The 25,410-nt window shown below is 67.1% G+C and carries 23 protein-coding genes and 4 pseudogenes; 19 read left to right on the top strand and 8 right to left on the bottom strand.

Going from position 1 to position 25,410, the window contains the following annotated elements; genetic code table 11:
- Positions 1-504 precede the first annotated feature (504 nt).
- The 4 genes from IPG63_17660 (at position 505) to IPG63_17645 (ending at position 1,972) form a co-directional block, all read left to right on the top strand.
- Complete coding sequence (locus tag IPG63_17660; GenBank protein ID MBK6729010.1) at positions 505-660, top strand: hypothetical protein; 156 nt, start codon at positions 505-507, stop codon at positions 658-660.
- 603 nt (positions 661-1,263) lie between these two features.
- Positions 1,264-1,410: a hypothetical protein gene (locus tag IPG63_17655; GenBank protein MBK6729009.1), complete on the top strand. Its 147-nt coding sequence runs from the start codon at positions 1,264-1,266 to the stop codon at positions 1,408-1,410.
- Positions 1,411-1,511: 101 nt separating this feature from the next.
- Positions 1,512-1,757, top strand: coding sequence for a hypothetical protein (locus tag IPG63_17650; GenBank protein MBK6729008.1), 246 nt, complete (start codon positions 1,512-1,514; stop codon positions 1,755-1,757).
- On the top strand, positions 1,676-1,972 hold the full coding sequence (locus IPG63_17645) for a hypothetical protein (protein ID MBK6729007.1): 297 nt from the start codon (positions 1,676-1,678) through the stop codon (positions 1,970-1,972). The genes IPG63_17650 and IPG63_17645 overlap by 82 nt, the downstream gene beginning before the upstream one ends.
- 290 nt (positions 1,973-2,262) lie before the next feature.
- On the opposite strand, the gene IPG63_17640 is transcribed toward IPG63_17645, so the two are convergent.
- The 3 genes and pseudogenes from IPG63_17640 to IPG63_17630 form a co-directional block, all read right to left on the bottom strand.
- Entirely contained in the window at positions 2,263-2,427 is a 165-nt protein-coding gene (locus tag IPG63_17640; GenBank protein ID MBK6729006.1) for a hypothetical protein, read from the bottom strand.
- 151 nt (positions 2,428-2,578) lie between these two features.
- Positions 2,579-3,154, bottom strand: a complete 576-nt coding sequence (locus tag IPG63_17635) for an HAD hydrolase-like protein (GenBank protein MBK6729005.1) — start codon at positions 3,152-3,154, stop codon at positions 2,579-2,581.
- 59 nt (positions 3,155-3,213) lie between these two features.
- Positions 3,214-4,802, bottom strand: a pseudogene (locus IPG63_17630) (phosphoglycerate kinase).
- Positions 4,803-4,954: 152 nt separating this feature from the next.
- Between IPG63_17630 and hemN the strand changes: the two are divergent.
- The 7 genes and pseudogenes from hemN to IPG63_17595 all read left to right on the top strand — a co-directional run bounded on the left by hemN (position 4,955) and on the right by IPG63_17595 (position 12,987).
- Positions 4,955-6,352 (top strand): annotated as a pseudogene (gene hemN, locus IPG63_17625) (oxygen-independent coproporphyrinogen III oxidase).
- A 3-nt stretch (positions 6,353-6,355) separates the two neighbouring features.
- Complete coding sequence (locus tag IPG63_17620; GenBank protein MBK6729004.1) at positions 6,356-7,111, top strand: helix-turn-helix domain-containing protein; 756 nt, start codon at positions 6,356-6,358, stop codon at positions 7,109-7,111.
- Between the two features lie 57 nt (positions 7,112-7,168).
- Positions 7,169-8,695, top strand: coding sequence for a DUF4118 domain-containing protein (locus IPG63_17615; protein MBK6729003.1), 1,527 nt, complete (start codon positions 7,169-7,171; stop codon positions 8,693-8,695).
- Complete coding sequence (locus tag IPG63_17610; protein ID MBK6729002.1) at positions 8,692-9,381, top strand: response regulator; 690 nt, start codon at positions 8,692-8,694, stop codon at positions 9,379-9,381. Before IPG63_17615 ends, IPG63_17610 begins: the two co-directional genes overlap by 4 nt.
- Before the next feature lie 20 nt (positions 9,382-9,401).
- Entirely contained in the window at positions 9,402-11,258 is a 1,857-nt protein-coding gene (locus IPG63_17605; protein MBK6729001.1) for a potassium transporter Kup, read from the top strand.
- Between the two features lie 95 nt (positions 11,259-11,353).
- Positions 11,354-11,755: a SirB2 family protein gene (locus IPG63_17600; protein ID MBK6729000.1), complete on the top strand. Its 402-nt coding sequence runs from the start codon at positions 11,354-11,356 to the stop codon at positions 11,753-11,755.
- 51 nt (positions 11,756-11,806) lie between these two features.
- Positions 11,807-12,987, top strand: a pseudogene (locus IPG63_17595) (MgtC/SapB family protein).
- A gap of 390 nt (positions 12,988-13,377) precedes the next feature.
- Here IPG63_17595 and IPG63_17590 read toward each other — a convergent pair.
- The gene (locus IPG63_17590) at positions 13,378-15,585 is read right to left on the bottom strand and encodes a TonB-dependent hemoglobin/transferrin/lactoferrin family receptor (protein ID MBK6728999.1); all 2,208 of its coding nucleotides are present in this window, start codon (positions 15,583-15,585) and stop codon (positions 13,378-13,380) included.
- 179 nt (positions 15,586-15,764) lie between these two features.
- Between IPG63_17590 and IPG63_17585 the strand changes: the two genes are divergently transcribed.
- The 3 genes from IPG63_17585 to IPG63_17575 all read left to right on the top strand — a co-directional run bounded on the left by IPG63_17585 (position 15,765) and on the right by IPG63_17575 (position 20,066).
- Positions 15,765-17,858, top strand: a complete 2,094-nt coding sequence (locus IPG63_17585) for a c-type cytochrome (GenBank protein MBK6728998.1) — start codon at positions 15,765-15,767, stop codon at positions 17,856-17,858.
- Between the two features lie 131 nt (positions 17,859-17,989).
- Complete coding sequence (locus IPG63_17580) at positions 17,990-19,192, top strand: alginate export family protein (protein MBK6728997.1); 1,203 nt, start codon at positions 17,990-17,992, stop codon at positions 19,190-19,192.
- Between the two features lie 136 nt (positions 19,193-19,328).
- Entirely contained in the window at positions 19,329-20,066 is a 738-nt protein-coding gene (locus tag IPG63_17575; GenBank protein ID MBK6728996.1) for a CoA transferase subunit A, read from the top strand.
- A 180-nt stretch (positions 20,067-20,246) separates the two neighbouring features.
- Here IPG63_17575 and IPG63_17570 read toward each other — a convergent pair whose 3' ends face one another.
- Entirely contained in the window at positions 20,247-20,498 is a 252-nt protein-coding gene (locus tag IPG63_17570) for a hypothetical protein (protein MBK6728995.1), read from the bottom strand.
- Between the two features lie 368 nt (positions 20,499-20,866).
- Here IPG63_17570 and IPG63_17565 point away from each other — a divergent pair.
- The 5 genes and pseudogenes from IPG63_17565 (at position 20,867) to IPG63_17545 (ending at position 23,200) form a co-directional block, all read left to right on the top strand.
- Positions 20,867-21,492 (top strand): annotated as a pseudogene (locus IPG63_17565) (CoA transferase subunit B).
- Positions 21,493-21,714: 222 nt separating this feature from the next.
- The gene (locus tag IPG63_17560; GenBank protein MBK6728994.1) at positions 21,715-22,464 is read left to right on the top strand and encodes a hypothetical protein; all 750 of its coding nucleotides are present in this window, start codon (positions 21,715-21,717) and stop codon (positions 22,462-22,464) included.
- A gap of 4 nt (positions 22,465-22,468) precedes the next feature.
- Positions 22,469-22,639, top strand: a complete 171-nt coding sequence (locus tag IPG63_17555; protein MBK6728993.1) for a hypothetical protein — start codon at positions 22,469-22,471, stop codon at positions 22,637-22,639.
- A gap of 4 nt (positions 22,640-22,643) precedes the next feature.
- Positions 22,644-22,871 carry a hypothetical protein gene (locus tag IPG63_17550; GenBank protein ID MBK6728992.1) on the top strand — a complete coding sequence of 76 codons (228 nt, stop codon included), beginning with the start codon at positions 22,644-22,646 and terminating at the stop codon, positions 22,869-22,871.
- Complete coding sequence (locus tag IPG63_17545; GenBank protein ID MBK6728991.1) at positions 22,763-23,200, top strand: hypothetical protein; 438 nt, start codon at positions 22,763-22,765, stop codon at positions 23,198-23,200. The genes IPG63_17550 and IPG63_17545 overlap by 109 nt, the downstream gene beginning before the upstream one ends.
- Positions 23,201-23,305: 105 nt before the next feature.
- Here IPG63_17545 and IPG63_17540 read toward each other — a convergent pair whose 3' ends face one another.
- From IPG63_17540 to IPG63_17530, 3 genes are all read right to left on the bottom strand, one after another.
- Positions 23,306-23,896 carry a hypothetical protein gene (locus IPG63_17540; protein ID MBK6728990.1) on the bottom strand — a complete coding sequence of 197 codons (591 nt, stop codon included), beginning with the start codon at positions 23,894-23,896 and terminating at the stop codon, positions 23,306-23,308.
- A gap of 375 nt (positions 23,897-24,271) precedes the next feature.
- On the bottom strand, positions 24,272-24,946 hold the full coding sequence (locus tag IPG63_17535; protein MBK6728989.1) for a GNAT family N-acetyltransferase: 675 nt from the start codon (positions 24,944-24,946) through the stop codon (positions 24,272-24,274).
- 48 nt (positions 24,947-24,994) lie between these two features.
- On the bottom strand, positions 24,995-25,410 hold a 416-nt coding region (locus IPG63_17530), incomplete at its 5' end, for a hypothetical protein (GenBank protein MBK6728988.1).

Genomic DNA, 25,410 nt, shown 5'->3' with positions numbered 1-25,410 from the left:
GCTGTCGCCGGCGGCAAGCGCCGGATACGGCGATCGCCTCGAAGCGCAACTTGTCGAGCGCATCGGAGGCGTTCGGACCAGCTCGCGCAGGAAGATCTCCTTCGCGCGAGTAAAGGCGAATGGGTGACCAGTTTCGGACCTGCTCGACTTCGGCTTCATAGCGGCGGGTTTCGCGTGGCGGGGGCGGTTTCCGGCGTTCATGGCGGGGAAGCCTTCCGGCGATCAATTGAGACCGCTGCCTGTTAAAGGGGCCGGGTCGCGTTTCAAGGCGCTCTCCTCAGCTCCATGACGCGTCCGCAGAGGAAATTGACGTACTGGCTAGCATCACCCGCACTTCCGAGTCCTGATCGCGCTTTCGCTGCCTTCTGCTGTTGCTCCTGGGTTAGCCGCTGCCAGGCCTCGCGCAGAACCTCGTCTGGTACGCCGACGCGCCGCGCGCCCGGCTGCAGGGACTGGAGCTGAACCACGCACAACCTCGCCAACACCAGTCCGGTGCATGCGGCCATGGATTCGATCCGCATGGAGCCAGACAACCGTGGGGCGGCGTCGTCACTGGTCAACCAGACCGAGAAGCATCGCTTCACCGATTACCAGTCACTGACGCGCTGGGTGCACGGCGGCAGCACCGGCGGGCAGCAGGTCAGCATCTACCTGACCTGATAGCGGTCCTCAATGTCGCCGCGTTCGACCTCAACGACACAGCATCAGCGGCGGCAACGTGGTCGCCAATCAGTGGCGTCTGGTGACCGCCTTCGACGCCACCACAACGCTCACGCACGGCGCCTTCAGACGGTCTGTTGTGATGGACTACCACCGGCGGCAACCAGGGCACGTTGGCCCCCGACGACCTCCAGTTCAACGCGCGTGGCACGCCGCTCAGCTGCCAGCCCGCTGTCGGTGTCGGTGAACCTGACCGGACCGCGGCGCTCTGATTCGCCCCGGATATCTATGGCGAACTTCGGCGACGACGCCCAGCACGTCGATCTGCGCTTTCCCCTGCGCCGCCCGGCGGCAACAGCACCACCCGTTGCAACTGGCAGTCCGCCCCAACACTGCGTTCGACTGGTTCTGGCAGAACATCGCCGACGGCTCCGGCAGCAGCGGACTGCCGGGCAATTCGACCCTGAACGATTGTCGCGACCACGCGCGCGAACGGTGGTCAGGCGATCGTGAGCATTCCGACCATCGGCCTCAAGCCGATCGGCGACCGCATCAGCCGCTAGTCGTCCTCGATCGCCGGTACGGCCCGCAGGACCAGAACGAATGCTCCTACTTCGGCGGCAGTCCACCCGGCTGGTGCAGCGCCGACGCCGCGGCAACGGCGAGTGCCAGAACGTCGTCAACAACACCGGATATTGCAATAACGGGCCGATCATCAACAACGACATCGCGGACACTTCGGTGCGCTGACCAACACCGAGGATCGGCAACTGGATCACGCACCTGGCGACGCGCCCGGCGCAGCGGATGGGCGTGGTGCGCCGGTATGCGCTCGACAACGAGCCGATGCTGTGGAACTCGACCCACCGCGACGTGCACCCGGTGCCGCCGACCACGACGAGGTCTGGACGCGCGGCCGCGATGTCGCGCTCGCGATCAAGCAGGCCAGACCGGCCGCGAAGGTGCTCGGGCCGGTGACCTGGGGCTGGTGCGACCTGTTCAGCTCCGGCGGCCGATGCCGCCGTGCGGCGTCAGCTGCATCGACGGTCCCGACCGCCAGGCCCATGGCGGCCTGCCCTTCGTCGAGTGGTACGTGAAGCAGGTCTGCGACTACGCCACCGCACACGGCGGCTTGCGTCTGGTCGATGCGCTCGACGTGCACTTCTATCCGCGGGGCAATGTCTGCGGCTTGGGGCGGCAGTTCGAACTCGGAACTGCCCGCGGACTCGCGGCGCAGCGCCTGCGCTCGCTGCGCGAGCTGTACGACCCGCCTATACCTCGGAGTCCTGGGTCGATGACGAGGTGCGGCTGATCCCGCGCCTGCGCGAATGGATCGACGCGCGCTGCCCCGGTCTCGACATCGCCCTCACCGAGTACAGAGTGGGGACCGGACGAAGGCCCGAGCGGTGCGCTGGCGCAGGCCGAAGCCCTGGCCATCTTCGGGCGCGAAGGCGTCGATGTGGCCACGCGCTGGGTCGCGCCGGAGACCGGCTCGTTGAGCGAGGACGCCTTCCGCATGTTCCTCGACTACGACGGCGCGAACACGCGCGTGCTCGGCGACAGCATCCCCGCCACCGCGAGCAATGGCACGGAGCTCGGCGCCTACGCCATCGACCAGCCCGGACAGGCGCTGCGCATCGTGCTGATCAACCGCGCCACCGCACCGCGCGACATCAGCATCAACCTCTCCGGCACCATGAGCGGCAACTGGCAGCTGTATCGCTTCGATGCCTTCCAGCGTTTCGCGCAGGCCGGCAATGGCAGCATCAATGGCACCACCCTGACCCTGACCAGCGTCCCGGCCGCTCCGCCAACCTGTTGGTGCTGCCTGCGTCAACAACGTCCACCGCGGTGTTCGCGGATGGGTTTGAATAGCGCGCCACCGCATCCAGGCGACGGTCGCGGAAAACCGCCGCTGCTACATCGCGTTGATCAGATGAGCAGGCGTATCGACCAATGCATCGGCATGCGCCAGTTCCTCTCGGGTGCCAAAACCCCACAACACGCCGATGGCGCGCATACCGTGGTGGCGGGCGCCGTCGATGTCGAGGTGACGGTCGCCGATCATCACGCATTCGTGTGCGTGCAATGCCAGCCGCGCCATGGCTTCGCCGATCAACTCGGGCTTGTGGCTGACACGGCCATCGAGGGTGGCGCCGACGATGGTGTCGAAGTGATGGGCGAAGTCGAAGCCGGCGACGATGCGGCGCGCGTGCGGTTCGTTCTTCGCGGTCACCACTGCAACCCGATGGCCGCGATCGGACAGGGCCTCGATCGCCGCGCCAATGCCGTCGTAGAGGCGGTGCTCGGTGAAACCGACGGCATCGAAGCGTTCGCGATAGAAGCCGATCGCGCGCTCGATGCGTTCATCGTCGTGCAGCACCGAGCGGAAACTGTCGTCGCGCAGCGGCGGCCCCAGCCAGCGGCGCAGCTCGGCCGCATCCGGCAGTGGTTCACCGATACGTTCGAAGGCGTAGGCGACGCAACGGGTGATGGCGTCGGCCGGAGTCGATCAGGGTGCCGTCGAGGTCGAAGAACAGGGTCGGCTTCATCTCAGGCTCCGCGCGCACGGCGCAGTTCGACCGTGAGGAAGCCGGCAATCGCCGCCAGTACCAGGCCGACCGCGGTCCACAGGCCAAAGTCGATCCAGTAGCCGGTGTTGAACGCGAAACTGAGGCTCGACGTCGCCAGCCACATGCGCATCCAGCTGATCGGCAGCATCAGCAGCGAGGCGCCCAGTGAGGCCAGCGCGCCATGCAGCGGCCCGTCGCGATTGGCGATGTAGCCGGCGATGCCGCCGCTGCCGATATCGGCCAGCGCCGAAACCACGCGCAGCACGAAACTCAGCAGGGCGAACCACGACGCATCGACCAGGCCGAACAGGAATCCGCTGCCGAAACTCATCAGCAGCGAGATCGCGACATTGAAGCCGGCGCCAGCCAGCAGCGCGCGCCAGACCAGCGGCCCGCTCACGCCGCGCGCCTTCAACGCGGTCACTGCCGGCAGCTCCTTGCCCTCGAGGATTCGAGGAAGGCTCCGCCGCCGGTCGAGATGTAGCTGACCTGGTCGACCACGCCGTACTTGTCGATCGCGGCGAGGGTGTCGCCGCCACCGGCGATCGAGAATGCGGTCGAGGCGGCGATCGACTTGGCCAGCGCCTCGGTGCCATGGCCGAAGGCGTCGAACTCGAACACGCCGACCGGGCCGTTCCAGACCACGGTGCCGACCTGCAGGATGCGCGCGGCATAGGCCTTGGCAGTCTCCGGCCCGATGTCGAGGATCATGTCGTCGGCCGCGACTTCGTCGACGCGCTTCACCGTCGCCGGTGCCAACGCACTGAACTCGGGCGCGACCACGACATCGACCGGCAACGGGATCTCGGTGCCACGCGCCTTGGCAGCGGCCATGATCTGTTTCGCGGTATCGACCAGGTCGGGTTCCGTACAGCGACTTGCCGACCGGGTAGCCGCTGGCGGCAAGGAAGGTGTTGGCAATGCCGCCGCCGACGATCAACTGATCGACCTTGTTGATCAGGCTGGCCAGCAGTTCGAGCTTGGTCGAAACCTGGAGCCGGCGACGATCGCGAGCAGCGGCCGCGCCGGATGTTCGAGCGCCTTGGCCAATGCATCGAGTTCCGCGCTCAGCAGCGGGCCGGCGCAAGCCGTGTGCGCGAAGCGGATGACGCCGTGGGTCGAGGCCTGGGCACGATGCGCGGTGCCGAACGCGTCCATCACGAACACGTCGCACAGCGCCGCGTACTTGCGCGACAGTGCCTCGTCGTCCTTGGCCTCGCCGACATTCATGCGGCAGTTTTCAAGCAACACCAGCTGCCCGGGCTGCACGCTCACGCCATCGATCCAGTCGCGCAGCAGCGGCACGTCCATGCCCAGCAGTTCGGACAGGCGCTTCGCAACCAGCGCCAGCGAATCGGCCTCGCTCCACTGCCCCTCCTTGGGGCGACCGAGGTGCGACATCACCATCACCGCCGCACCCTTCTTCAGCGCCATCTTCAGGGTCGGGATCGACGCGACGATGCGCTGGTCGGAGGTGACGCGTCCGTCCTCGACCGGCACGTTCAGATCCTGGCGGATCAGCACGCGACGCCCGTGCACGTCGAGATCGGAAAAGCGCAGCACAGCCATGTTTCCACTCCGGATCGCATTGCAAGCCGCGCATTACAGCCGCATCGGCGCGGCGCCGCAACGGGCTGCAGCCAAGGCGGGGCAAGGTGCTTACTTGACCCGGATCAAAACGCCTTTGCCGCGGAGTGCTTAGGCTTGCGGCATTCGCGGAGGTGCCTTTGTCCGTCTTGCCGGTTTTCGACCACGACCTGCTGCGCCGTTATGACGGCCCGGGTCCGCGCTACACCTCGTACCCGACCGCGCCGCATTTCGACGCGCGCTTTGGCGCAGCCGACTATCGCCGTCATGCCCGCGCTTCCAACGACGACCCGGTGCCGAGCCCACTGTCGGTCTACGTACGTGCCGTTCTGCCACAGCGCCTGCTACTACTGCGGCTGCACGCGCATCATCGCGCGCAATCCCGAGCGTGGTCGCGAATACATCGAACGCCTCGGACTCCGGATCGACCTGCAGGCCAAACTGTTCGACCGTGATCGCCTGCTCACCCAGATCCATTTTGGCGGCGGCACCCCGAATTCCTTGGTTCCGAGGGCATTCTCGCGGTCATGGCGCGGCTCGAGTCCGCGTTCAGCTTCGACCCCGAGGCCAGCCGCGAGTATTCAGTGGAACTCGACCCACGCCACGCCGACGCCCAACTGGTGGCCGACATCGCCGCAGCCGGCATCAACCGCATCAGCCTCGGCATCCAGGACTTCGACGCCGACGTGCAGAAGGCGGTCAACCGCATCCAGTCGGTCGAACAGACCGCCGCCCTGATCGAAGCGGCACGCAGCAACGGCATGCGCTCGACCAATGTCGATCTGATCTACGGCCTGCCGCGGCAGAACCAGCGCGCCTTCGGGCAAACCCTCGATACCGTCATCGGCATGCGCCCGGACCGCATCGCCACCTACAGCTATGCGCACCTGCCGAACCACTTCAAGGCGCAGAACCAGATCCGCGCCGAGGATCTGCCGAGCGCCGAGGAGAAGCTCGGCCTGCTCGAACTCGCGATCGACAAGCTGTGTGGCGCCGGCTACGTCTACATCGGCATGGACCACTTCGCCCTGCCCGACGACGAACTGGTGCTGGCGCAGGAGCGCGGCGGGCTGCACCGCAACTTCCAGGGCTATTCAACCCGCGCCGAGTGCGACCTGATCGGGCTCGGCATGAGCTCGATCGGCAAGATCGGCCATGCCTACGTGCAGAACGCCAAGGACCTGCCGGCCTACTACACGCCGCTGCTCGCCGGCCAGTTGCCGATCGTGCGCGGCTACGAAATGACCGCCCAGGACCGCATCATCGCCGACGCCATCCAGAGTCTGATGTGCCACTGCCGACTGGTAAAAAATACCTTCGGCAGGCGCCATGATCTCGTATTCGACGAGTATTTCGCGTCAGAATTGACGCGTCTTGCCCCCCTGGCCGCCGATGGACTCGTCAACCTCAAACCGGACTGCATCGAAATCACCGCGCGCGGGCGTCTGCTCATGCGCGTCGTCGCCATGTGTTTCGACCGTCATCTGCACCAGTCGCAGGTCGTGCCGCACAAGTTCTCGCGCGTGGTGTAGGCCATGAGTGCGCCGGGCAACATCCTGCGCTGGCCGAGCCCGCAGGACCCGGGCGATGGCGACGACCAGCGTTTCTGTAGCACCTGCGCGTTCGGCCGCGTGTGCATGGTCGGCGGCTACGACAAGCGTGCGCTCGAAGAGTTGCACTGCCTGGTCGAGCACACCGCGCCGATCCACGCCGGCGAAGAAGCGTTCCGCTACGGCGAGCCGTTTGCCGCGATCTATGCGGTGCGCGCCGGCATGGTCAAGACTCGCCGCATCGATGAACAGGGGCGCGAGCAGATCCTCGGCTTCTTCCTGCCGGGCGAGCTGATCGGCCTCAACGGTTTGTACAGCGCGCGCTATCCCTGTGACGCGATCGCGCTCGACACCGTCACGCTGTGTCGTTTTTCGTTCCCGCAACTGAGCATCCTGGCCACGCGCCTGCCCGGCATCCAGGAAACCCTGTTCAAGCTGATGAGCAAGGACATCGTCAATGCCGCACTGCTCGGTGGCGACTACAGCGCCGACGAGCGCCTGGCGGCGTTCCTGCTCAACCTCTCGGAGCGCTTCGCCGACCGCGGCTATTCGGCCACGCGCCTGCACCTGATGATGCCGCGCGCCGACATCGCCAACTACCTGCGCCTGGCGCCGGAGACGGTAAGCCGGGTACTGCGTCGCTTCCAGGACGATGGGCTGATCGAAGTGGACAAGCGCGAAGTCGCGATCACCAACGTCGATCGTCTGAAACACCTGGCGCGCTGCGTGTTGCAGCGCTGAGCCCGAGCCACACGCGCCTTTCCACGATTTTTATGGCGGCTGCGCGACACTGCGCGCATGTCGAGCCCGTTGCCACCCGTTTCCGCGTCACTCACACCGCACGGTGCCTGGTACGACCGGCATCCGTTCCTGGCGGCGTTGCTGATGTGCGCCGCGGCGAGCGCAGCCCTGCTGCCGTGGCACGATCGCATCGCGCTGGTCAATGTCGCGATGCTGCTGTTGTTGCTGGTCGCGATCATCGCGGCGCGCTTCGGGCGCGGTCCGGCGGTGCTGGCGAGCGTGGTCAGCGTCGCCGTGTTCGACGTCGGCTTCGTGCCGCCGCGCGGCTCGTTCACGGTGCATGACGCCGAGTACCTGGTCGTGTTCGCGGTGATGCTGGTGGTCGCGCTGCTGGTGTCGCAGATCAGCGGGCACCTGCGCGCCAGCAAGCTCGCCCATGCCGATGGCGAACACCGCCAGCGCGCGCTGTACCAGCTCGCCGCCGCGCTCAGCGCGACGCTGCGCCGCGAACAGGTCATCGCGGTCGTCGACGCCTTCCTGCGTCGCGAGTTCGACGCGGTGGTGCGTTTCCACCCGCCGGAAGAACAACGGCATACCGACCTGACGCGTACCGAGCCCGGCGTCGACGCCGCCCTGCGTTCCGTCGAAGCGATCGGACAGGCCGCACAGTTCGGCGGCGGCGACAGCGATCGCCCGCTGCGCAACCTGCAGCCCCTGCTCGGTGCGACCCGCCAGCGCGGCGTGCTCGAAACCGCGCTGCCGGCGCTGCCGGCGGCCGCGGCCAGTGCGCGAGAGGAAACCCTCGCCGTCGTCGCCGGCTTGATGGCGGCGGCACTGGAGCGCCTGCATTACCTGGATGTGGCCGCGCGCACCCAGGTCGAAATCGAGTCGGAGCGTCTGCGCAACACACTGCTCGCCTCGCTGTCGCACGACCTGCGCACGCCGCTGACCGTGCTCTACGCGCGCGCCGACGCGCTGCGCGAAACCCTGATTGGCGAGGGCGCGACCGCGGCCGAAGCCCTGTGCGAAGAAGCCCTGCGCGCCAATCGGCTGTGCGAGAGCCTGCTCGATCTCGCCCGCCTGCGCAGCCCGGGCGCGCTGCTGCAGCGCGAGTGGGTTGCACTGGAGGAACTGGTCGGCGCCGCCTTGGCGTCGCTGGGCTCGCTGCGCGGCCTGGACGCCATCGAGGTCGAGGTCGCCCCCGACCTGCCCTGGCTGCAGCTCGATGTGCTGATGTGCGAACGCGTGCTCGCGAACCTGGTCGACAACGCGATCAAGCAAGGCGGCTCCGCGCAGCGCATCCGCATCGCCGCAGCGAGCGACAGCGCCCACGTGTGCCTGCGCATCGGCAACTCCGGCTCGCGCTTCCCGGCGGGCGCGGACAGTTTGCTCGACGCATTCGCGCGCGGCGACCACGGCGACCGTTCCCCGGGCTTCGGCATCGGGCTCGCCGTGTGCAAGGCCGTAATCGATGCGCACGGCGGCGGCATCAGCCTCGGCAACCGCGACGGCATGGCCGAAGTCACGATCACCCTGCCGTTACCCGCGGAGGCGATGCCGGGCCTGCCCGAGGCTGGACCATGAACACGCCACGAAGTGTCCAGGCGCTGATCGTCGAGGACGATTTCGCGATCCGTCGTCTGCTCGCCGAATGCCTGGCAGCGTCGCACATCGGCGTGCAGTGCGCGTCCGACCTGAGCGAAGCACGCGATCAGCTGTCGCACCAGGCTTTCGACCTGCTGCTGCTCGACCTCGGCCTGCCCGATGGCGATGGCGTCGACTTCGTGCGCGAGTTGCGTCGCTACAGCACGCTGCCGGTACTGGTGCTCTCGGCCCGTCATCTCGAACGCGACAAGATCGCTGCGCTCGATGCCGGTGCCGACGACTATCTGTCCAAGCCGTTTGCGAGCGGCGAGCTGCTGGCGCGCATCCGGGCCCTGACGCGGCGGGCGCGCGCCGATGCGACGCCGCCGATCCTTGTGGCCGGAGAACTGCGCATCGACTTCGCCGCGCGTCGGGTCAGCCGGGGCGGTGTGGCAGTGCACCTGACCCCAATCGAGTTCAGCGTCCTGTCGCTGCTCGCTGCCCATCCCGACCAGGTCCTGACCTATCGGCGCCTGCTCGCCGACGCGTGGGGCGATGCCGCGCGCGACCAGCACCACTACGTGCGCATCGTCGTCGGCCATCTGCGCCGCAAGCTCGAAGCCGACCCGACGCGACCGCGCCACCTGCTCACCGAAACCGGCGTCGGTTGCCGCTGGCAATCCTGATCATTCTGCGAGATCTCCCGATGAAATCCTCACGTCACGCCCTGGTGCTGGCCGCACTCGGCATCGTCTACGGCGATATCGGCACCAGCCCTCTGTATGCGTTCAAGGAAGCGTTCACGCCCGGGCATGGCCTCAGCGCCACACCGGAGCACGTGTTGGTCACGCTGTCCGCGCTGTTCTGGGCGGTGATGCTGGTGATTTCGCTGAAGTACGTCTGGATCGTGCTGCGCCACGACAACGACGGCGAAGGCGGCGTGCTCGCGCTGACCGCTCTTGCGCATCGTGCCAGCGCTGCGCATCCCCGGCTCGCGGCCGGCATGATCGTGCTCGGTGTGTTCGCGGCGGCGCTGTTTTATGGTGACGCGATCATCACCCCGGCGATCTCGGTGCTGTCGGCGATCGAAGGCGTCGCCGTTGCGGCGCCGGCGTTGTCGCACTGGGTGCTGCCGATCACGATCGGCATCCTGATCGGGCTGTTCCTGATCCAGCGCCATGGCACCGGCCGCGTCGGCAAATCGTTCGGCCCGGTCACCCTGGTCTGGTTCGCGACACTCGCGGTGCTCGGCCTGCTCAGCATCGTCGAGACACCGCAGGTGCTCGCCGCACTCGACCCCCGTTACGCGCTGCGCTTCGCGATCGAGCAGCCACAAGCGGCCTTCGTGCTGATGAGCGCGGTGTTCCTCGCACTGACCGGCGGCGAGGCGCTGTACGCCGACATGGGGCACTTCGGCGCCTGGCCGGTGCGTGTCGCCTGGTACGGCCTGGTCTGCCCAGCCCTGCTGCTCAACTATTTCGGCCAGGGCGCACTGGTCATCCGCGATCCGGCCGCGGCCGCGAATCCGTTCTATGCGCTCGCGCCCGACTGGTTCCTGTGGCCGCTGATCGCGCTCGCCTCGGCCGCGACCGTGATCGCCTCGCAGGCGACGATTTCGGGCGCGTATTCGATCACGCTGCAGGCTTCGCGCCTCGGCTACCTGCCGCGGATCCGGCTGCTGCATACTTCCGACACCGAACGCGGCCAGATCTACGTGCCGGCGGTGAACTGGCTGATGCTGGTCGGGGTCGTGCTGCTGGTCGCGAGCTTCGGCTCCTCGAGTGCGTTGGCCGCGGCCTACGGCATCGCCGTCTCCGGCACGATGATCGTGACCACCCTGCTGACCGCAGCCATCGCCGCCCAGCGCGAGCAGCGTCGGCGTTTCGTGCTGATCGCCTTCCTCGCCGCGGTGCTGCTGCTCGAGATCGTGTTCTTCGCATCGAATGCGATGAAGTTCCTGCACGGCGGCTGGTTCCCCATCGCACTCGGCGCACTGATCTTCCTGCTGCTGACGACCTGGCGCCGTGGCAGCAGCCTGGTCGCCGAGGAACGCGCACGCCTCGACCTGCCGCTCGCAGGTTGCGGCATGGCCCTGACCTCCGGGGTGACCCGCGTGCCTGGCACCGCGGTGTACCTGAACTCCGATCCGGGCCGCGTGCCAAGCGCGCTGCTGCACGGCCTGAAACACTTCAAGGTGCTGCACGAGACCGTGCTGTTCGTGCATATCGAGTTCCTCGAAACGCCCTACGCGGCGGCGACGCAACGACTGCAGGTCAACGCACTCGGGCAGAACATGCACGACGTGCGCGTACGCTTCGGCTTCCGCGAAGAGCCCGACCTGCCGAAGGCGCTGCGCGACATCGACCCCGCGCTTGGCATGGGCAATGACATCGCCGTCACCTACGTCGTCGCCCGCTCCACCATCGGCGACGGCCCGGGCCGCCTGCCGGCATGGCGCTCGCAGCTGTACTCGGCGATGAGCCGCCAAGCCGACGACGCCGGCTCCTACTTCGCCCTGCCCGCCAACCAGGTGGTTGAACTGGGCACGCGCATGTTGCTTTGAGTGGCGATGGTGCCCGGCTCGACTGGGCCGAGTCGGCTTGTGCGCGCGGACCGGGTGCGGATAGCCTGCGCGCCCCCGACCCGGCATGCACCCCCATGGCCAGCCACTACGCCCTGATCAAGGCGCTGCACGTGCACGCCGTGGTGCTGTCGTTTGCGTTGTTCGTGTTGCGCGCCGGCTTGATGCTGGTGCGCTCGCCCTATGTCCAGCACAAGGCGCTGCGCTACCCGAGCGTGCTCATCGATACGGTGCTGCTGGCCGCGGCGCTCACCCTGTCGGCGCTGCTCGGGCAGTACCCGTTCGTGCACGCCTGGCTGACCGCCAAGGTGCTGCTGCTCGTCGCCTACATCGTGACCGGCAGCTACGCGCTCAAGCGTGGCCGCACGCAGCGCGGACGCATCATCGCGCTGCTGCTGGCGCTCGGCTGCTTCGGGCTGATCGTGGCCATCGCCCGCGCCCACCACTGGGCTGGGCCATTCGCAGCATCGCTGCGCTGAGCGGCGCAGGCACGACTTGCGCGATCGTCGCGAATTGCGCAGGCTCGCGCCATGTCGATCGAAGCCAACGAACCTGACCTGCTGATCGGCCTTGCGGTCGCGCTCGGCGTCGGGCTGCTGATCGGGGTCGAACGCGAACAGCGCAAGGGCGAAGACCCGGCGCACATCGTTGCGGGGGTGCGTACCTTCGCCCTGATTTCGCTCGCAGGCGCCGTCAGCACGCTGATGGGCACCGCCCTGATCGCCATCGCCGGCGCCTTCGTCGGTCTCGCCGCGCTGCTCAGCTACCACCGCTCGCGCGAGGCCGACCCCGGCCTGACCACCGAAGTGGCAATGTTCGTCGCCTTCCTGCTCGGCGTGCTGGCGATGTCGCAGCGCGAACTGGCGGCCGGGCTCGGCGTGGGGGTGGCGCTGATTCTGGCGCTGAAGTCGCGTCTGCACGCGTTCACGCGCGAGGTGCTGACGCCACAGGAACTGCACGATGGCCTGCTGCTGATCGCCTCGGCGCTGATCGTGCTGCCGCTGCTGCCGGACCGTGCCATCGACCCGTGGCAAGTCTTCAATCCGCACCGGCTGTGGCGGCTGGTGGTGCTGGTGATGTCGATCAACGCGCTCGGCTATGTTGCCCAGCGCGCGCTCGGATCCCTGCGCGCGCGCGCGCGCAGCCGGAACAGCGGCCTTCCTGCGTCGCCGCAGCGACCCTGGCGAACGTCGCCACCATCCTGCAGTTGGCGCTGGTGCTCGGCGCACTGTCGCGGCCACTGCTGCAGGCGCTGGTCTGGCCGCTGGCCGCCGCTGGCCTGGCCACGCTGGTCGCCGCCAGCTTCTCCGGCCTCGCCGCCTGGCGCGACGGGCGCAATGGCATCGAACCGCTCAAGGGCCGACCGTTCCATCCGACCCATGCGTTGCTGTTCGTGGCCCTGGTCTCGGCGATCCTGCTGACTTCGGCGATCCTGCAGCACTGGTTCGGCGACGCCGGCGCGCTGGCCGCGGCTGGCGTGTCCGGCTTTGCCGATGCGCACGCCTCCGCGGCCTCGATCGCGCAGGTGTTCAACGCCGGCCAGGTCGATCCCGGTGTGGCCGGCATCGGCGTGCTGATCGGCTTCGCCACCAACACCATCAGCAAGACCACCATCGCCTTCGTCGCCGGCGGCCGCAGCTTCGGGCTGCACCTGCTGCCAAGCCACATCGCGATGCTGGTCGCGTTCGCGGGTGTGTTGTTGGTTCGTTGAACGCGTTTCCGATTCAAGAACATCGCGCCGTGGCCGGCGTAAGAGCATCGCGCCGTGGCCGGCGTAAGAGCATCGCGCCGTTGCCGGCGTAAGAGCATCGCGCCGTTGCCGGCGTAAGAGCATCGCGCCGTTGCCGGCGCTCCTACAAACAGCGCGCGGCGTCGAGGCCGTTTGTAGGAGCGCCGGCAACGGCGCGATCCATCACCGCGACACACCCACAACGGCGCGATTCATCACCGCGACACGCCCACAACGGCGCGATCCATCACCGCGACACACCCACAACGGTGCGATCCATCACCGCGGCCCAATCACAACCGCGCGATTCGTCACCGCTTCACCATCACAACGGCGCGATTCATCATCGCGACCCAATCACATCGCGCCCGATCAACCCCCGATCCGGAACGAGACCATGAACGATCGCCCGGACTGCGTCGCCAGGTCGACCTCGCGCGCGTCCGGCGCGAATCCGCGCACCGAGATCCACTGCCAGTAACGTCGGTCGCCGAGATTGCTGATGCCGGCATCGACGCGCATCCAGTCGGTCGCATCAAAGTGCCAGAACAGGTCGAACGCGCCGTAGCCCGGCGTCGCAAACAACTCGCCGCGCGACGTGTCGAGATCGTCCTTGGCCGCCGCGAAGCGACCGAGCAGCTCGACACGGTGGCGACCATCGCCGTTTTCGCGCGCAAGGCCGAGCACCAGGCGCGCCGGATCGATCGTGTTCAGCGGCAGATTGCGCTCGGTGTCCTCGCCCTTCGCCCAGCTCGCCGACCAGGTCGTGCTGTAGGCGTCGAGCCCGAGCGCGGCCAGGCTGGCATCGCCGGACAACTCGACGCCATGGATGCGCGCGCGATCGCGATTCTGCGACTGGAACACCAGCAGGCCACTCTGCGGATCGCGGCCGAGATTGACGCGCGACTCGATCAGATCGCGGTAGCGGTTGTCGTACAGCGCGATCTCGGCGTTCGCCTGCTCGCCCGACCAGCGCGCGCCGAGCTCGAAGCCGTGGCTGCGCTCGGGGCGCAGGTCGGGGTTCGGAATGGCGCTGTAGCCGAAGGCGGGGATGTTGAGGCCGATGTTGACGTCGGAGAACGGCGGCGCGCGGAAGCCACGCGCGTATTGCGCGAACAGGCCGAGCGACTCGCTCGCGGCATAGCGCAGGCCAAGTTTCGGCGTGACACTGTGTTCGGTGCTGTCCACGACCGCAGTGCTCGGGTTGTCGGACAGCCACATCGCGTCGGGATCGGCATCGGTGCGATAGCGGTCCAGACGCAGCGCCGGGATCAGGAACCAGCGCTCGCCGAAACCGATCTCGTCCTGCGCATAGACGCCGAGTTCCTGCACCGTCAGATCCGGGAAGTCGCGCACCGGCAGACGTTCGCCGAGGATCACCGGAGAGCTGACACCGGTCGCCAGATTGGTCTCCGAACCGTTGCGCGATTCTTCCAGCGCAGTGCGCGCGAAGTCGAAGCCGAGCACGTAGCGGTGCGCGAGCGCGCCGGCCTGCGCCTCGCCGGCGACCAGTCCTTCGAGACCGACTTGCTGCGTGTCGAAACGGAACTCGCGCAAGCGCCGGGTGGCGGCTGCGCTCGGCGTCGCGCCGCGGCGGTCCTGCAGCGTGTCCTGCTCGATCTCGGAGCGCTGCACGTAGCTCATCAGGTTCCAGCTGCTGAACACGCTGCCGTCAGACTCGCCGCTCCAGGCCAGCGAGGCGCGGCCGCGCGTCTCGCGATCGTCGGCCCGCATCGCGGTGGTGCTCGCGTACTGGCCGGGGCCATTGACCAAGGAACGCACATCGGTCTCGACTTCGGCACGGTAGCCATCGAAGCCGAAGCTCAGGCGACCGGGAACGATGTCATCGTGGATCAACTTGGCCAGCACGAAGCGTTCGTCGCCCTCGGCCGGGTTCGATTGCAGGCCGCCGCTGCGCGGCAGGTTGTCGCGCTCGTGCTCCTGGCGCTGGTTCGCGCTCAGCAGCATCTGCCAGCCGCCGAGCACGGTCGCGGTCGAGGCGGTCACTGCGGTCGAGGCGTCGCGCGAATCGTGGCTGATGCGCGACCCGACGAAGACATCTCCGCTGCCTTCGGCCAGCAGATCGCCGGGGTCACGGGTGCGCATGGCAACTACGCCCGCGAGTGCGTCCGATCCGTACAGGCTCGACGCCGGGCCGCGCAGGAACTCGACCCGCTCCAGCAATTCCGGATCGACCAGATTGCGCCCGGCGCGCGAGAAGCTGCCGACCGAGAAACCGTCGCCGAGCGGCACGCCATCGAGTTCGACTGCGACGCGGTTGCCTTCAAGTCCGCGGATCGCGAAGCCCTGGGCACCGAAGCGGCTGGCGTCCTCGTTGACGCTGAGGCTGGCGTCGTAACGCGCGAGATCGCGGATGTCGCGGATCAGGCGAGTCTCGATGCGCTCGCGCTCGATCAGCGCGACCGAGCCGGCGATCTCTCCGACCGGCTGTTCGACGCGGCTTGCGACCACGACCACGGACTGCATCCTGCGAGGTTGGGCAGCCGCTGCCGGATCGGCGGCGAACGCGGGCTGGGCGAAAACTAGGGTGATGGCGATAGCCAGTGAATTGCGACGCATTCTTGTTGCTCCAAGGGGATGCGCGCACCTTACGCGCGACCCGGCCGCAACCTGTTGACCAAAGTCAGTTTGGACCGGTTCGCCAGTTGACCCACGTCAATGTGCAATAAGCCCACGCAAGGGAACCTGCGCGCATGCGGGAACCAGCCGCCCCGATTCATCAAAACCAGGAGAACGCCATGCGTAAAACCACCCCCCTGCTGTGGCTCGCGCTCGCTCTGAGCGGCGCGGTTGCAGCGGATGACGTCGCCAACGAGCGGCTGCCCAAGCAGGGCCTGGAAGCGGGCAAGGCCGCCTTCCTGGCCAATTGCGCAGCCTGCCATCAGCCCGAGGGCACCGGCATGGCCGGCGCCTTCCCGCCGCTCGCCGGCTCCGACTTCCTGACCAAGAACGACAAGCAGATGGTCGTTGCCTCGATCCTCAAGGGCATCAGCGGCGAGATCACCGTCAACGGCAACAAGTTCAACGGCGTGATGCCGGCGATGAGCCACCTCAGCGATGACGAGGTCGCCAATATCGTCACCTTCATCTACGCCAGCTGGGGCAACAATGGCCAGGTGGTGTCGAAGAAGGACGTGGCTGCGGCACGCAAGACCCTCGCGGTCAGCAGCGACCCGGCCCAGGGCGAACGCCACGTCGGCACCAAGCAGAGCGAGCAGGGCTATCAGGGCGCGCCGTCGTCGGTGAAGTCGAAGGACGTCAAGATGATCGTCAGCCCGGGCGCGCCCTCGCTGTCCGAGACCGAGTTCAACCGCGCCACCGAGATCTTCTTCGAGCGTTGCGCCGGTTGCCACGGCGTGCTGCGCAAGGGCGCCACCGGCAAGCCGCTGACCCCGGACATCACCCGTGCCAAGGGCACCGACTACCTGAAGGCGCTGATCAACTTCGGCTCGCCCGCAGGCATGCCGAACTGGGGTACCTCGGGTGCGCTGACCGCGGCTGAGGTCGACATCATGGCCCGCTTCCTCCAGCACGAACCGCCGGCACCGCCGGAGTGGGGCATGAAGGAGATGAAGGAGAGCTGGAAGGTGCTGATTCCGGAATCGGAGCGCCCGACCAAGCCGATGCACAGCCGCAACATCGACAATTTCTTCGTCGTCACCCTGCGTGATGCCGGCGAAATCGCGATCATCGACGGCGACACCAAGGAAATCGTCAACACCCTGAAGACCGGCTACGCCGTGCATATCACGCGTCCGTCGCACTCGCGCCGTTATGCCTACACCATCGGCCGCGACGCCAAGATCGACCTGATCGACCTGTGGATGAATCCGCCGGCAATCGTCGCCGAGATCAAGATCGGCCTGGAAGCACGCTCGGTCGAGACCTCGAAGTACAAGGGCTTTGAAGACAAGCTCGCGATCGCCGGTGCCTACTGGCCGCCGCAATTCGTGATCATGGACGGTCCGACGCTGGAGCCGAAGAAGATCGTCTCGACCCGCGGCATGACCGTCGATACCCAGGAATATCACCCGGAACCGCGCGTCGCGGCGATCGTCGCCAGCCACGAGCACCCGGAGTTCATCGTCAACGTCAAGGAAACCGGCCGCATCCTGCTGGTGAACTACGAAGATCTCGACAACCTGTCGGTGACCACGCTCGACGCCGCGCGCTTCCTGCATGACGGCGGCTGGGATGTCACCCACCGCTACTTCATCACCGCCGCGAACCAGTCGAACAAGATCGCCGTGGTCGACTCGAAGGAACGCAAGATGGTTGCGCTGGTCGACGCCGACAAGATCCCGCATCCGGGTCGCGGCGCCAACTTCAACCATCCGACCTTCGGTCCGGTCTGGGCCACCTCGGCGCTCGGCAACGAGAAGATCACGCTGATCGCCACCGATCCGGAAGGCCACAAGGATCACGCCTGGAAGGCAGTCGAAGTGCTGAAGGGCCAGGGCGGCGGTTCGCTGTTCGTCAAGACCCATCCGAAGTCGACGCACCTCTATGTCGACACCACGCTGAACCCCGACCCCAAGGCCAGCCAGAGCATCGCCGTGTTCGACATCAACAACCTCGCCGCCGGCTACAAGGTGCTGCCGATCGCCGAGTGGGCCAAGCTCGGCCCGGGCCCGAAGCGCGTCGTGCAGCCGGAATACAACCAGGCCGGCGACGAAGTGTGGTTCTCGGTGTGGAGTGGCTCCAAGGAAGAATCGGCGATCGTCGTGATCAACGACAAGACGCTGAAGCTGAAGAAGGTGATCAAGGGACCGACCCTGATCACGCCGACCGGCAAGTTCAACGTGTTCAACACCGCGAACGACATCTACTGATCGGATGACTGCTGTTCTCCCCTCTCCCGCAAGGGGGAGGGGAAGAACGCGCGGTCGCCTTTCCTGAGTCGCGTCGCGACGCGCTTCAGGAAAGGCGCAAGCCGAACCGTTTCAAACTTGAGGATTCCACCATGCGTACTTTCCGACTGGCCCTGCTGCCGCTGGCCATGGCCGCTGCTTGCGTTCAAGCCGAAGAATCCGCCTCCCTGGGCGACGCGCTGATCGGCGGCAAGTTCAACCTCGATTCGCGTATCCGCTATGAAGGTGTGGACGACGACGCCATCGTCCGCGACGCCAGCGCCGTGACCCTGCGCAATCGCCTCGGCTACAAGACCGCCCCGTGGCACGGCTTCACCCTGTTCGCCGAACTAGAAGACGTGCGCGCCCTCGACGAGAGCTATAACTCGACCGGCAATGGCCGCACCCAGTATCCGGTGGTCGTCGATCCGGAGGACAGCGAGTGGAACCAGGCTTACGTGGCCTGGGATTCCGGCAAGGGCACGCAGTTCATCGCCGGACGCCAGCGCATCATCCTCGACAACGCCCGCTTCATCGGCAACGTCGGCTGGCGTCAGAACGAGCAGACCTACGACGCGTTCACGCTGAACCAGAAGATCGGCACGAGCGGCATGTTCCGCTACAGCTTCATCGATGACGTGCATCGTATCTTCGGCAACCAACATCCGAACCCGCTGTCGGCCGAATACAACGTCGCCGGGCACCTGCTGAACGCTTCGCAGACCTACGCCTCCGGCACCCTCACCGCCTACGGCTACCTAGTCGACAACGCCGATTTGCCGCTGACCTCGAACAAAACGCTGGGCGTTCGCTTCGCTGGTGCGCAGCCGCTGTCCGAACCGTGGAAGCTGGTGTACGCGCTGGAGTTCGCGCAGCAGGGTGACTGGCGCAACGGCGCAGACATCATCGATGCCGACTACTACCTGACCGAACTCGGCGCGTCGCGCGGCGCCTACACCGGCAAGTTTGGCCGCGAACAGCTCGGCGGCGATGGCCACTACGGCTTCCAGACTCCGTTCGCGACCCTGCACGCCTTCAACGGCTGGGCCGACAAGTTCCTGACCACGCCGGTGAACGGTCTGGTCGACACCTATGTCGCGTTCAACGGTCCGATCGGCAAGCTGCAGTGGGTCGCTTCCTACCACCAGTACGAAGCCGACCACGGCCATGCCGACTACGGCTCGGAGTGGGACGCCTCGCTCAGCTACCCGTTCCTGACCCGCTTCACCGCGATGGCCAAGTTCGCCAGCTACGACGCCGACGGCTACTCGACCGACGCCGACAAGATCTGGCTGTCGCTCGAATACAAGTACTGATCTTGGCTTCGAGGCCCGGCACGGCGCCACCTGGCGATGTGCCGGGCCTTTTGTTTCGTGCGTCCGCCCCTGCCCGAAGGTACGGCTGGGATCGCGGGCAAGCGGGTAAGATCGCACCCTCAAGACGGAGGATGCGATGTCGGAAGCGACGCAGGCTGCGCCCACGCGCGGCAAATCGAAGGTGTATCCGGATGCGGCCACGGCGCTGCGTGATCTGGTTGCGGATGGCCAGACGCTCGCGGTCGGCGGCTTCGGCCTGTGCGGCATTCCCGAGGCGCTGATCGCGGCAGTGCGCGACTCCGGCGTCAAGGGCCTGACCGCGATCTCGAACAACGCCGGCGTCGATGGCTTCGGGCTCGGGCAACTGCTCAGCACGCGGCAGATCCGCAAGATGATTTCGTCCTACGTCGGCGAGAACAAGGAGTTCGAGCGCCAGTACCTTTCCGGCGAACTCGAACTCGAGTTCAACCCGCAAGGCACGCTGGCCGAGCGCCTGCGCGCCGGCGGCGCCGGCATTCCCGCGTTCTTCACCCGCACCGGTTACGGCACCATCGTCGCTGACGGCAAGGAAACGCGGCAGTTCCCCGACGGCCACTGGTACGTGCTCGAAACCGCGCTCAAGGCCGACGTCGCGCTGGTCAAGGCCTGGAAGGCGGACCGCAGCGGCAACCTGGTGTTCCGCAGGACCGCGCGCAACTTCAACCCGGCCTGCGCGATGGCGGGAAAGGTCTGCGTCGCCGAGGTCGAACAGATCGTCGAGACCGGCGCGATCGATCCCGACCACGTCCACCTGCCCGGCATCTACGTCGACCGCATCGTGTTGAATGCGACGCCGGAGAAACGCATCGAACAGCGCACGGTGCGGGCAGGTTGAGCGGAGCGACGCAGCATGCTCAACGAACTTGACGTGCTGCGCATCGTCGACGAGCGCCTGCGGCAAGCCGGCATCGACTACATGCTGACCGGTTCGTTCGCGATGGCGTTCTACACCACGCCGAGAATGACGCGCGATCTTGACCTTGTCGTCGCCTTGTCGGCAGACCAGGTGCCGACGCTATTGAACGCCTTCGCCGCCGATTTCTACCTCGATTGCGATGATGCTCGTGCTGCCGTTGCGCAGCAACGCATGTTCAACCTGATGCACCTCGACAGCGCCATCAAGGTCGATCTGATCGTGCGCAAGAACGACGACTATCGTCGCGAAGGTCGCGCGCCGCCATGCAGTCCGATTCGGCACCGTCGATCTCTGGATCGCGAGTCGCGAAGACCTCATCCTGTCCAAGCTCGTATGGGCGCTGGAAAGCAACTCGGAACTGCAGCGCCGCGATGTGCGGGCACTGGCGCAGGGCGATGTCGACCGCGAGTATCTGCATCGTTGGGCGCCGCGACTCGGCGTCGCCGTTGCACTGGAGGCGGCATGGGCGTGATCGACACCAGTCCCGCGATCGCGGCAATGGTGCATGCCAGGCATCTCGCGATGAGTCCGGAAGAGAGAATGCTGGCTGCCGCCGAGATGTTCGAGGTCGCGCGCTCGATCATCGACGCATCGTTGCCGCCGGACCTGTCAGCGATCGAACGGCGATTCGCGTTCGCAAAGCGCATGTACGGCGACGAACTCCGGAGGACGCGCTCCTCGCACATGCACATTGGCCCAACAAACCATGAGGAATCGACATGCCCTGGACCCGCGATGAAATGGCGCAGCGCGCCGCGGAAAGAACTTTCCGACGGCGCGTATGAACCTCGGTATCGGCCTGCCGACGCTGGTCGCGAACTTCATTCCCGAGGGCATGGACGTGTGGCTGCAGAGCGAAAACGGCCTGCTCGGCATCGGCCCGTTCCCGACCGAGGCTGAAGTCGATGCCGACCTGATCAACGCCGGCAAGCAGACCGTCACCGCGCGCGAAGGCGCCAGTTACTTCGGCAGCCATGATTCGTTCGCGATGATCCGCGGCGGCCACATCGATCTCGCCATCCTCGGCGCGATGCAGGTGACGCACCAGGGCGACCTCGCCAACTGGATGGTGCCGGGCAAGATGGTCAAGGGCATGGGCGGCGCGATGGATCTGGTCGCGGGCGTGAAGCGCGTGGTCGTGCTGATGGAACACACCGCCAAGGGCGGCGAACACAAGATCCTGCCGCAGTGCACGCTGCCGCTGACCGGCGTCGGCGTGGTCAATCGCATCATCACGGAACTCGCGGTGATGGACGTGACACCGCAGGGCTTGAAGCTGGTCGAGACCGCACCGGGCGTCAGCGTCGAGGAACTGCGCGAGAAGACCGGCGTTTCGCTGCTCTGATCCTCCGGGTACGCTTGGGCTCCCGACCGAGAGGAGCCTGCGCCATGAACCTGCGCATCGCCGGCATTGCCGGCATCGTCCTGGGCACGCTGTTCAGCGCCGGCGTCGGCGCTGAATCGACCCACTACATCGTGTTCGCCGGCGAGCCGGGACAACCCGCGCAACCGGTGTTCTACGCGCGCGTCGAGCGCGCGCCGCCGGCCGCACCGGAACCGAGCGACGATGCCGCCGAACTGGGTTACCGACCGCTGCGCGCCGGCGTGGCCGGTGCCGAAGCGCCGCGTCGAACGTCCGCTGCTGCGCGCCGAGTTCGCGCGCGATCCCAGCGTTTACAACGACCTGCACCTCGAAATGCGGCCGCTGCCGGCGACGACCGAGAACAGTTTCCTGCTGCGCCTGCCGGTGGCCGCGGCCGATGCGATCGAACTGGACGATGGCCGCGTGTTCGATCTCGAAGCGCTGGCGCGCGATGCGGCGCGACTGCCGCTCGCCGGCATCGGCTTACCAGGTCGAAACTGCAACGTGCGCCGAACACCGGCCCACCCGCCAACCGCGTCGACATTCTGGTGCTTGGCGATGGCTACACCGCAGCGCAAACCCGCGACCTTCGCCACCCATGCGCAGAACCTCTACGACGCGATGTTCAATGTCAGTCCCTACGAGGACTACGCCAACCTGGTGAACTGGACCGCCGGCTTCGTTACCTCGAACCAGTCCGGCGCCGACCATCCGCCCTACCGGGCCGGATGCGGCACCCTCGCCTGCTGCGCCGACAGTGCCGCCAGCACTGATCCGTTTGCCAGCCAGTTCAGCGACACCGCGCTCGACGCGCGCTTCTGCACCAGCAACATCCACCGCCTGCTGACGACCAGTTCCAGCAAGACCCCGGCGGCAACCGCTGCATACGCGAACTGGGACCACATCCTGGTGACCGTGAACGACAGCGTGTACGGCGGCGCCGGCGGCGGCTAATGCGGTGACTTCGGCGAATGCCTCGGGGCCGCTGGTGGTGATCCACGAATACGGCCACAGCTTCCCCAAGCTCGCCGACGAATACACCTCGGCCTACCCGGCTTCCCGGCCTGCAGTGACATCACCTCACCGCCCTGCGAAGCCAATGTCACCAACCAGACCACGCCGGCGCTGATCAAGTGGGCGCCGCTGCTGACGCCAGCAATCCCGATTCCGACGCCGCCGGGCACCGCCGTGCACGGCCTGTTCGAGGCGCACGCTACCTCACCACCGGCATGTATCGGCCGACGTATTCGATGTGCCTGATGCGTTCGCTCGGCAGCACCTTCTGCCCGGTCTGCGCGGCGGCTACGTCAAGCGCCTGTATGGCGGCGGCTTCGGCGCGCCGGCGGCCGGCATCGACCTGATCGAACCCGGAACCGAATCGCCGCCCTCATCGGGCTCGGTGGCCTACACCGCCGGCGACAGTCTCAGCGTCAGCGCCGGTGCTGGTGCCCACGCTCGGCTCGGTGACGCGGCAATGGCTGCTCGATGGCGTCGGATCCGGGCGCCACCGGCGGCAGCCCGCGTGTTCAATCAGGCCACCGCCACTTCGGCCACGCACGCTGCGCCTGCGCGTGACCGACACCACCGGCACCTGCCCACGAGCATAGCTGGCGGTGATATCTTCACCCGCGACTGGACGATCAGCATCTCGGCTTCGATCGGACTGATCTTCGCCAACGGCTTCGAATAGGGGCTCACGCCGCCCGCGTCGATCCAGCGCGGCGGCGCCAGTTCGACTTCGACCTGCCCGGCGATTCCGATCTGGCGCAGGCCAGCGTGCCGTCGCGGGACTCGGTCAGCGCGGTCGGGCTTCGACCCGATCGCCGTCGTTGGCGTACACCAGCCCGTCGATCTCGCGCAGTTCCGGCCGGTGGATGTGGCCGCAGACCACGCCATCGAGACCGCGCCGTCGCACGTCGGCGAGGACGGCCGCGCGAAAGCGCGCGATGTAGCGCTCGGCACCGCTGCTCTGCCGCCCGAAAGCCCCGCGAGCGAGAAGTAGCGATAGCCGAAGCGTGCTCACCGCAGTTCCAGCGACGATTGCCGCCGAGCAGGATGCGTTCGTGCAGCCACTCGCCCGGCCGATCGCCGGCGCCGCCAGAGCACCACCTCGTCCAGGAACTCGTCGCCATGGGTGACGAGCAGGCGGCGCCCGTCCGCGGTGGTGCACCGCACGCCGGCGCATGCGCACGCCCGGCAGCGCCAGTCCGCACCAGCGACGCAAGGGACCATCGTGGTTGCCGGGGATGTGAACGACGTCGACGCCACGGCGCAGCAGCCGTTGCAGGGCGTCGAGCACCTGCGTGTGCGCCGCCGACCAGGCCGCGCGCCGACGCAACCAACCAATGCAGGTCGAACACGTCGCCGACCAGTGAGCCGATCGCATCGCACGGTTTCCAGAAACCCGGTACGCGCTTCCGGCGTGGCGGTGCGGCGAACCGAGGTGCAGATCGGAGAGGAACACGCTGCACGCAGTGCCGGGCGCAGTGCCACGACTAACTTGTTCATGCCGCGACTCCGGCCAGGCACGTTGCGGCCGCCAGCCGGCGGCTCCAGGTAACGCGCCATTCTTCGCGGTCACCAGATCCAGATCGACCAGGATCAGGCCATCGACCACGCTGGCGGAAATCCGGGTCGGTACCAAAGGCGAGGAAGCGCGCCGCCGGTTCTGAGAGTTCGGTGTATTGCTTGTACAGCGTCGGCACGCGCGCGCCAGCCTCGGCGAGGTCCGTCGCGCAACACGCGCATCGCCGCATCGGCATCAGGTCGTCGAACAGCGACGCGACCGCATCGACCGCGCAGGGCCGATGCGACGACGCCAGCCGGCGCGCCTCGCCATGAAAGCGCTGGTAGTAGGCGACCAGCAGGGCGCGGGCGCGCGGCGACAACTCGGCACTGATCGAAACCGGCTAGAACAGGCGGCGGATTTCCGGATGCGCGCGCAGATGGGCGCCGATCCCGAGCGACAGGTGATCCAGGCTGCGAGCCCCAGTACTTCGGCTGCACGAAGCTGCGCCCGGGATTCCATCGCGTCGTCGAGCTGCGCCATCAGCTCCGGGCGAGAAGTCGAACAGGCTGGCGGTGTACAGGCCGGGAGATGCCGCGCTGGCTCAGGATCGGCGCGCAGCGACCGACGCGATACCTGCACGCCGGCGACTTCAAGCCGCTCGTCCCACAGCACAAGCTGGTCATAGTGCGCGTCGTAGCGATCGAGATCGAGACGCTTGCCGCTACTGCCCTCGCCCACCGCGCGGAAGGTGAACTCGCGCAGACATTGCAATCTCGCATCAGCGGCCGGTCCGGATCGAGCCGCCCGGCACCGGAATGCGCTTGCCGTCCGGTGTGCGACCGAGTTCTTCCAGGCGACATAGGTCGATACGATCTGATCGCGCAGTTTCGGTGCATGCAGGATCGGCGTGGGTCGGGTCGGCAGCAGGTCGCGACCGCGTGCGGGGTGCCTCGGTACCTGCGCGCACCAGTGTGGTCAAAACCGGCGCTGTCGGCGGCACATGCCTGCAACTGCAGCAGCGTCACCGGCTTGCCGACGCGCAGTTCGATGCGTTGACCGCGGCGCGCGTGAACATCTCGCGCGGCAGCATCGCCGTACCGAGCGGCGACGGAGCCGCGACAGCCCGTAGAACCAGGCCGAGTTGCGGCCCGAGACATGCACCGGCACGATCGGCGCGTTCGCGTTCTCGGCGAAGCGCAGGAAGCCGCGCCGCCAACGCGCGTCGCGCACGCCGCGCCAGCCGAGACGCGAGACGGCGCCGGCCGGAAACACAATCAGCGCCACTTCCTCGGCCAGCGCCTGTTCCGCTGCGGCGATCGACTCGGCCGCGGGCTTGCCACCGAGAATGCCCAGCGGCAGCAGCAGGTCGGACAAGCCGTCCAGTGACGGCA

Source organism: Lysobacterales bacterium, from assembly GCA_016703225.1.
Classification (GTDB): Bacteria; Pseudomonadota; Gammaproteobacteria; order Xanthomonadales; family Ahniellaceae; genus JADKHK01.
The sequence above is the reverse complement of the archived record's forward strand: the minus strand, read 5'-3'. Positions and strand labels throughout refer to the sequence as shown.

Bases quoted from the DNA above. Each gene is read 5' to 3' on its own strand.
- IPG63_17615 (MBK6729003.1), top strand. From the start codon at position 7,169: ATGTCGAGCCCGTTGCCACCCGTTTCCGCGTCACTCACACCGCACGGT.
- IPG63_17645 (MBK6729007.1), top strand. From the start codon at position 1,676: ATGCCGCCGTGCGGCGTCAGCTGCATCGACGGTCCCGACCGCCAGGCC.
- IPG63_17540 (MBK6728990.1), bottom strand. From the start codon at position 23,896: ATGCGATCGGCTCACTGGTCGGCGACGTGTTCGACCTGCATTGGTTGG.
- IPG63_17655 (MBK6729009.1), top strand. From the start codon at position 1,264: ATGCTCCTACTTCGGCGGCAGTCCACCCGGCTGGTGCAGCGCCGACGC.
- IPG63_17610 (MBK6729002.1), top strand. From the start codon at position 8,692: ATGAACACGCCACGAAGTGTCCAGGCGCTGATCGTCGAGGACGATTTC.
- IPG63_17605 (MBK6729001.1), top strand. From the start codon at position 9,402: ATGAAATCCTCACGTCACGCCCTGGTGCTGGCCGCACTCGGCATCGTC.
- IPG63_17660 (MBK6729010.1), top strand. From the start codon at position 505: ATGGATTCGATCCGCATGGAGCCAGACAACCGTGGGGCGGCGTCGTCA.
- IPG63_17585 (MBK6728998.1), top strand. From the start codon at position 15,765: ATGCGTAAAACCACCCCCCTGCTGTGGCTCGCGCTCGCTCTGAGCGGC.
- IPG63_17580 (MBK6728997.1), top strand. From the start codon at position 17,990: ATGCGTACTTTCCGACTGGCCCTGCTGCCGCTGGCCATGGCCGCTGCT.
- IPG63_17590 (MBK6728999.1), bottom strand. From the start codon at position 15,585: ATGCGTCGCAATTCACTGGCTATCGCCATCACCCTAGTTTTCGCCCAG.
- IPG63_17600 (MBK6729000.1), top strand. From the start codon at position 11,354: ATGGCCAGCCACTACGCCCTGATCAAGGCGCTGCACGTGCACGCCGTG.
- IPG63_17560 (MBK6728994.1), top strand. From the start codon at position 21,715: ATGCCGCCGAACTGGGTTACCGACCGCTGCGCGCCGGCGTGGCCGGTG.
- IPG63_17575 (MBK6728996.1), top strand. From the start codon at position 19,329: ATGTCGGAAGCGACGCAGGCTGCGCCCACGCGCGGCAAATCGAAGGTG.
- IPG63_17640 (MBK6729006.1), bottom strand. From the start codon at position 2,427: ATGCTGCCATTGCCGGCCTGCGCGAAACGCTGGAAGGCATCGAAGCGA.
- IPG63_17620 (MBK6729004.1), top strand. From the start codon at position 6,356: ATGAGTGCGCCGGGCAACATCCTGCGCTGGCCGAGCCCGCAGGACCCG.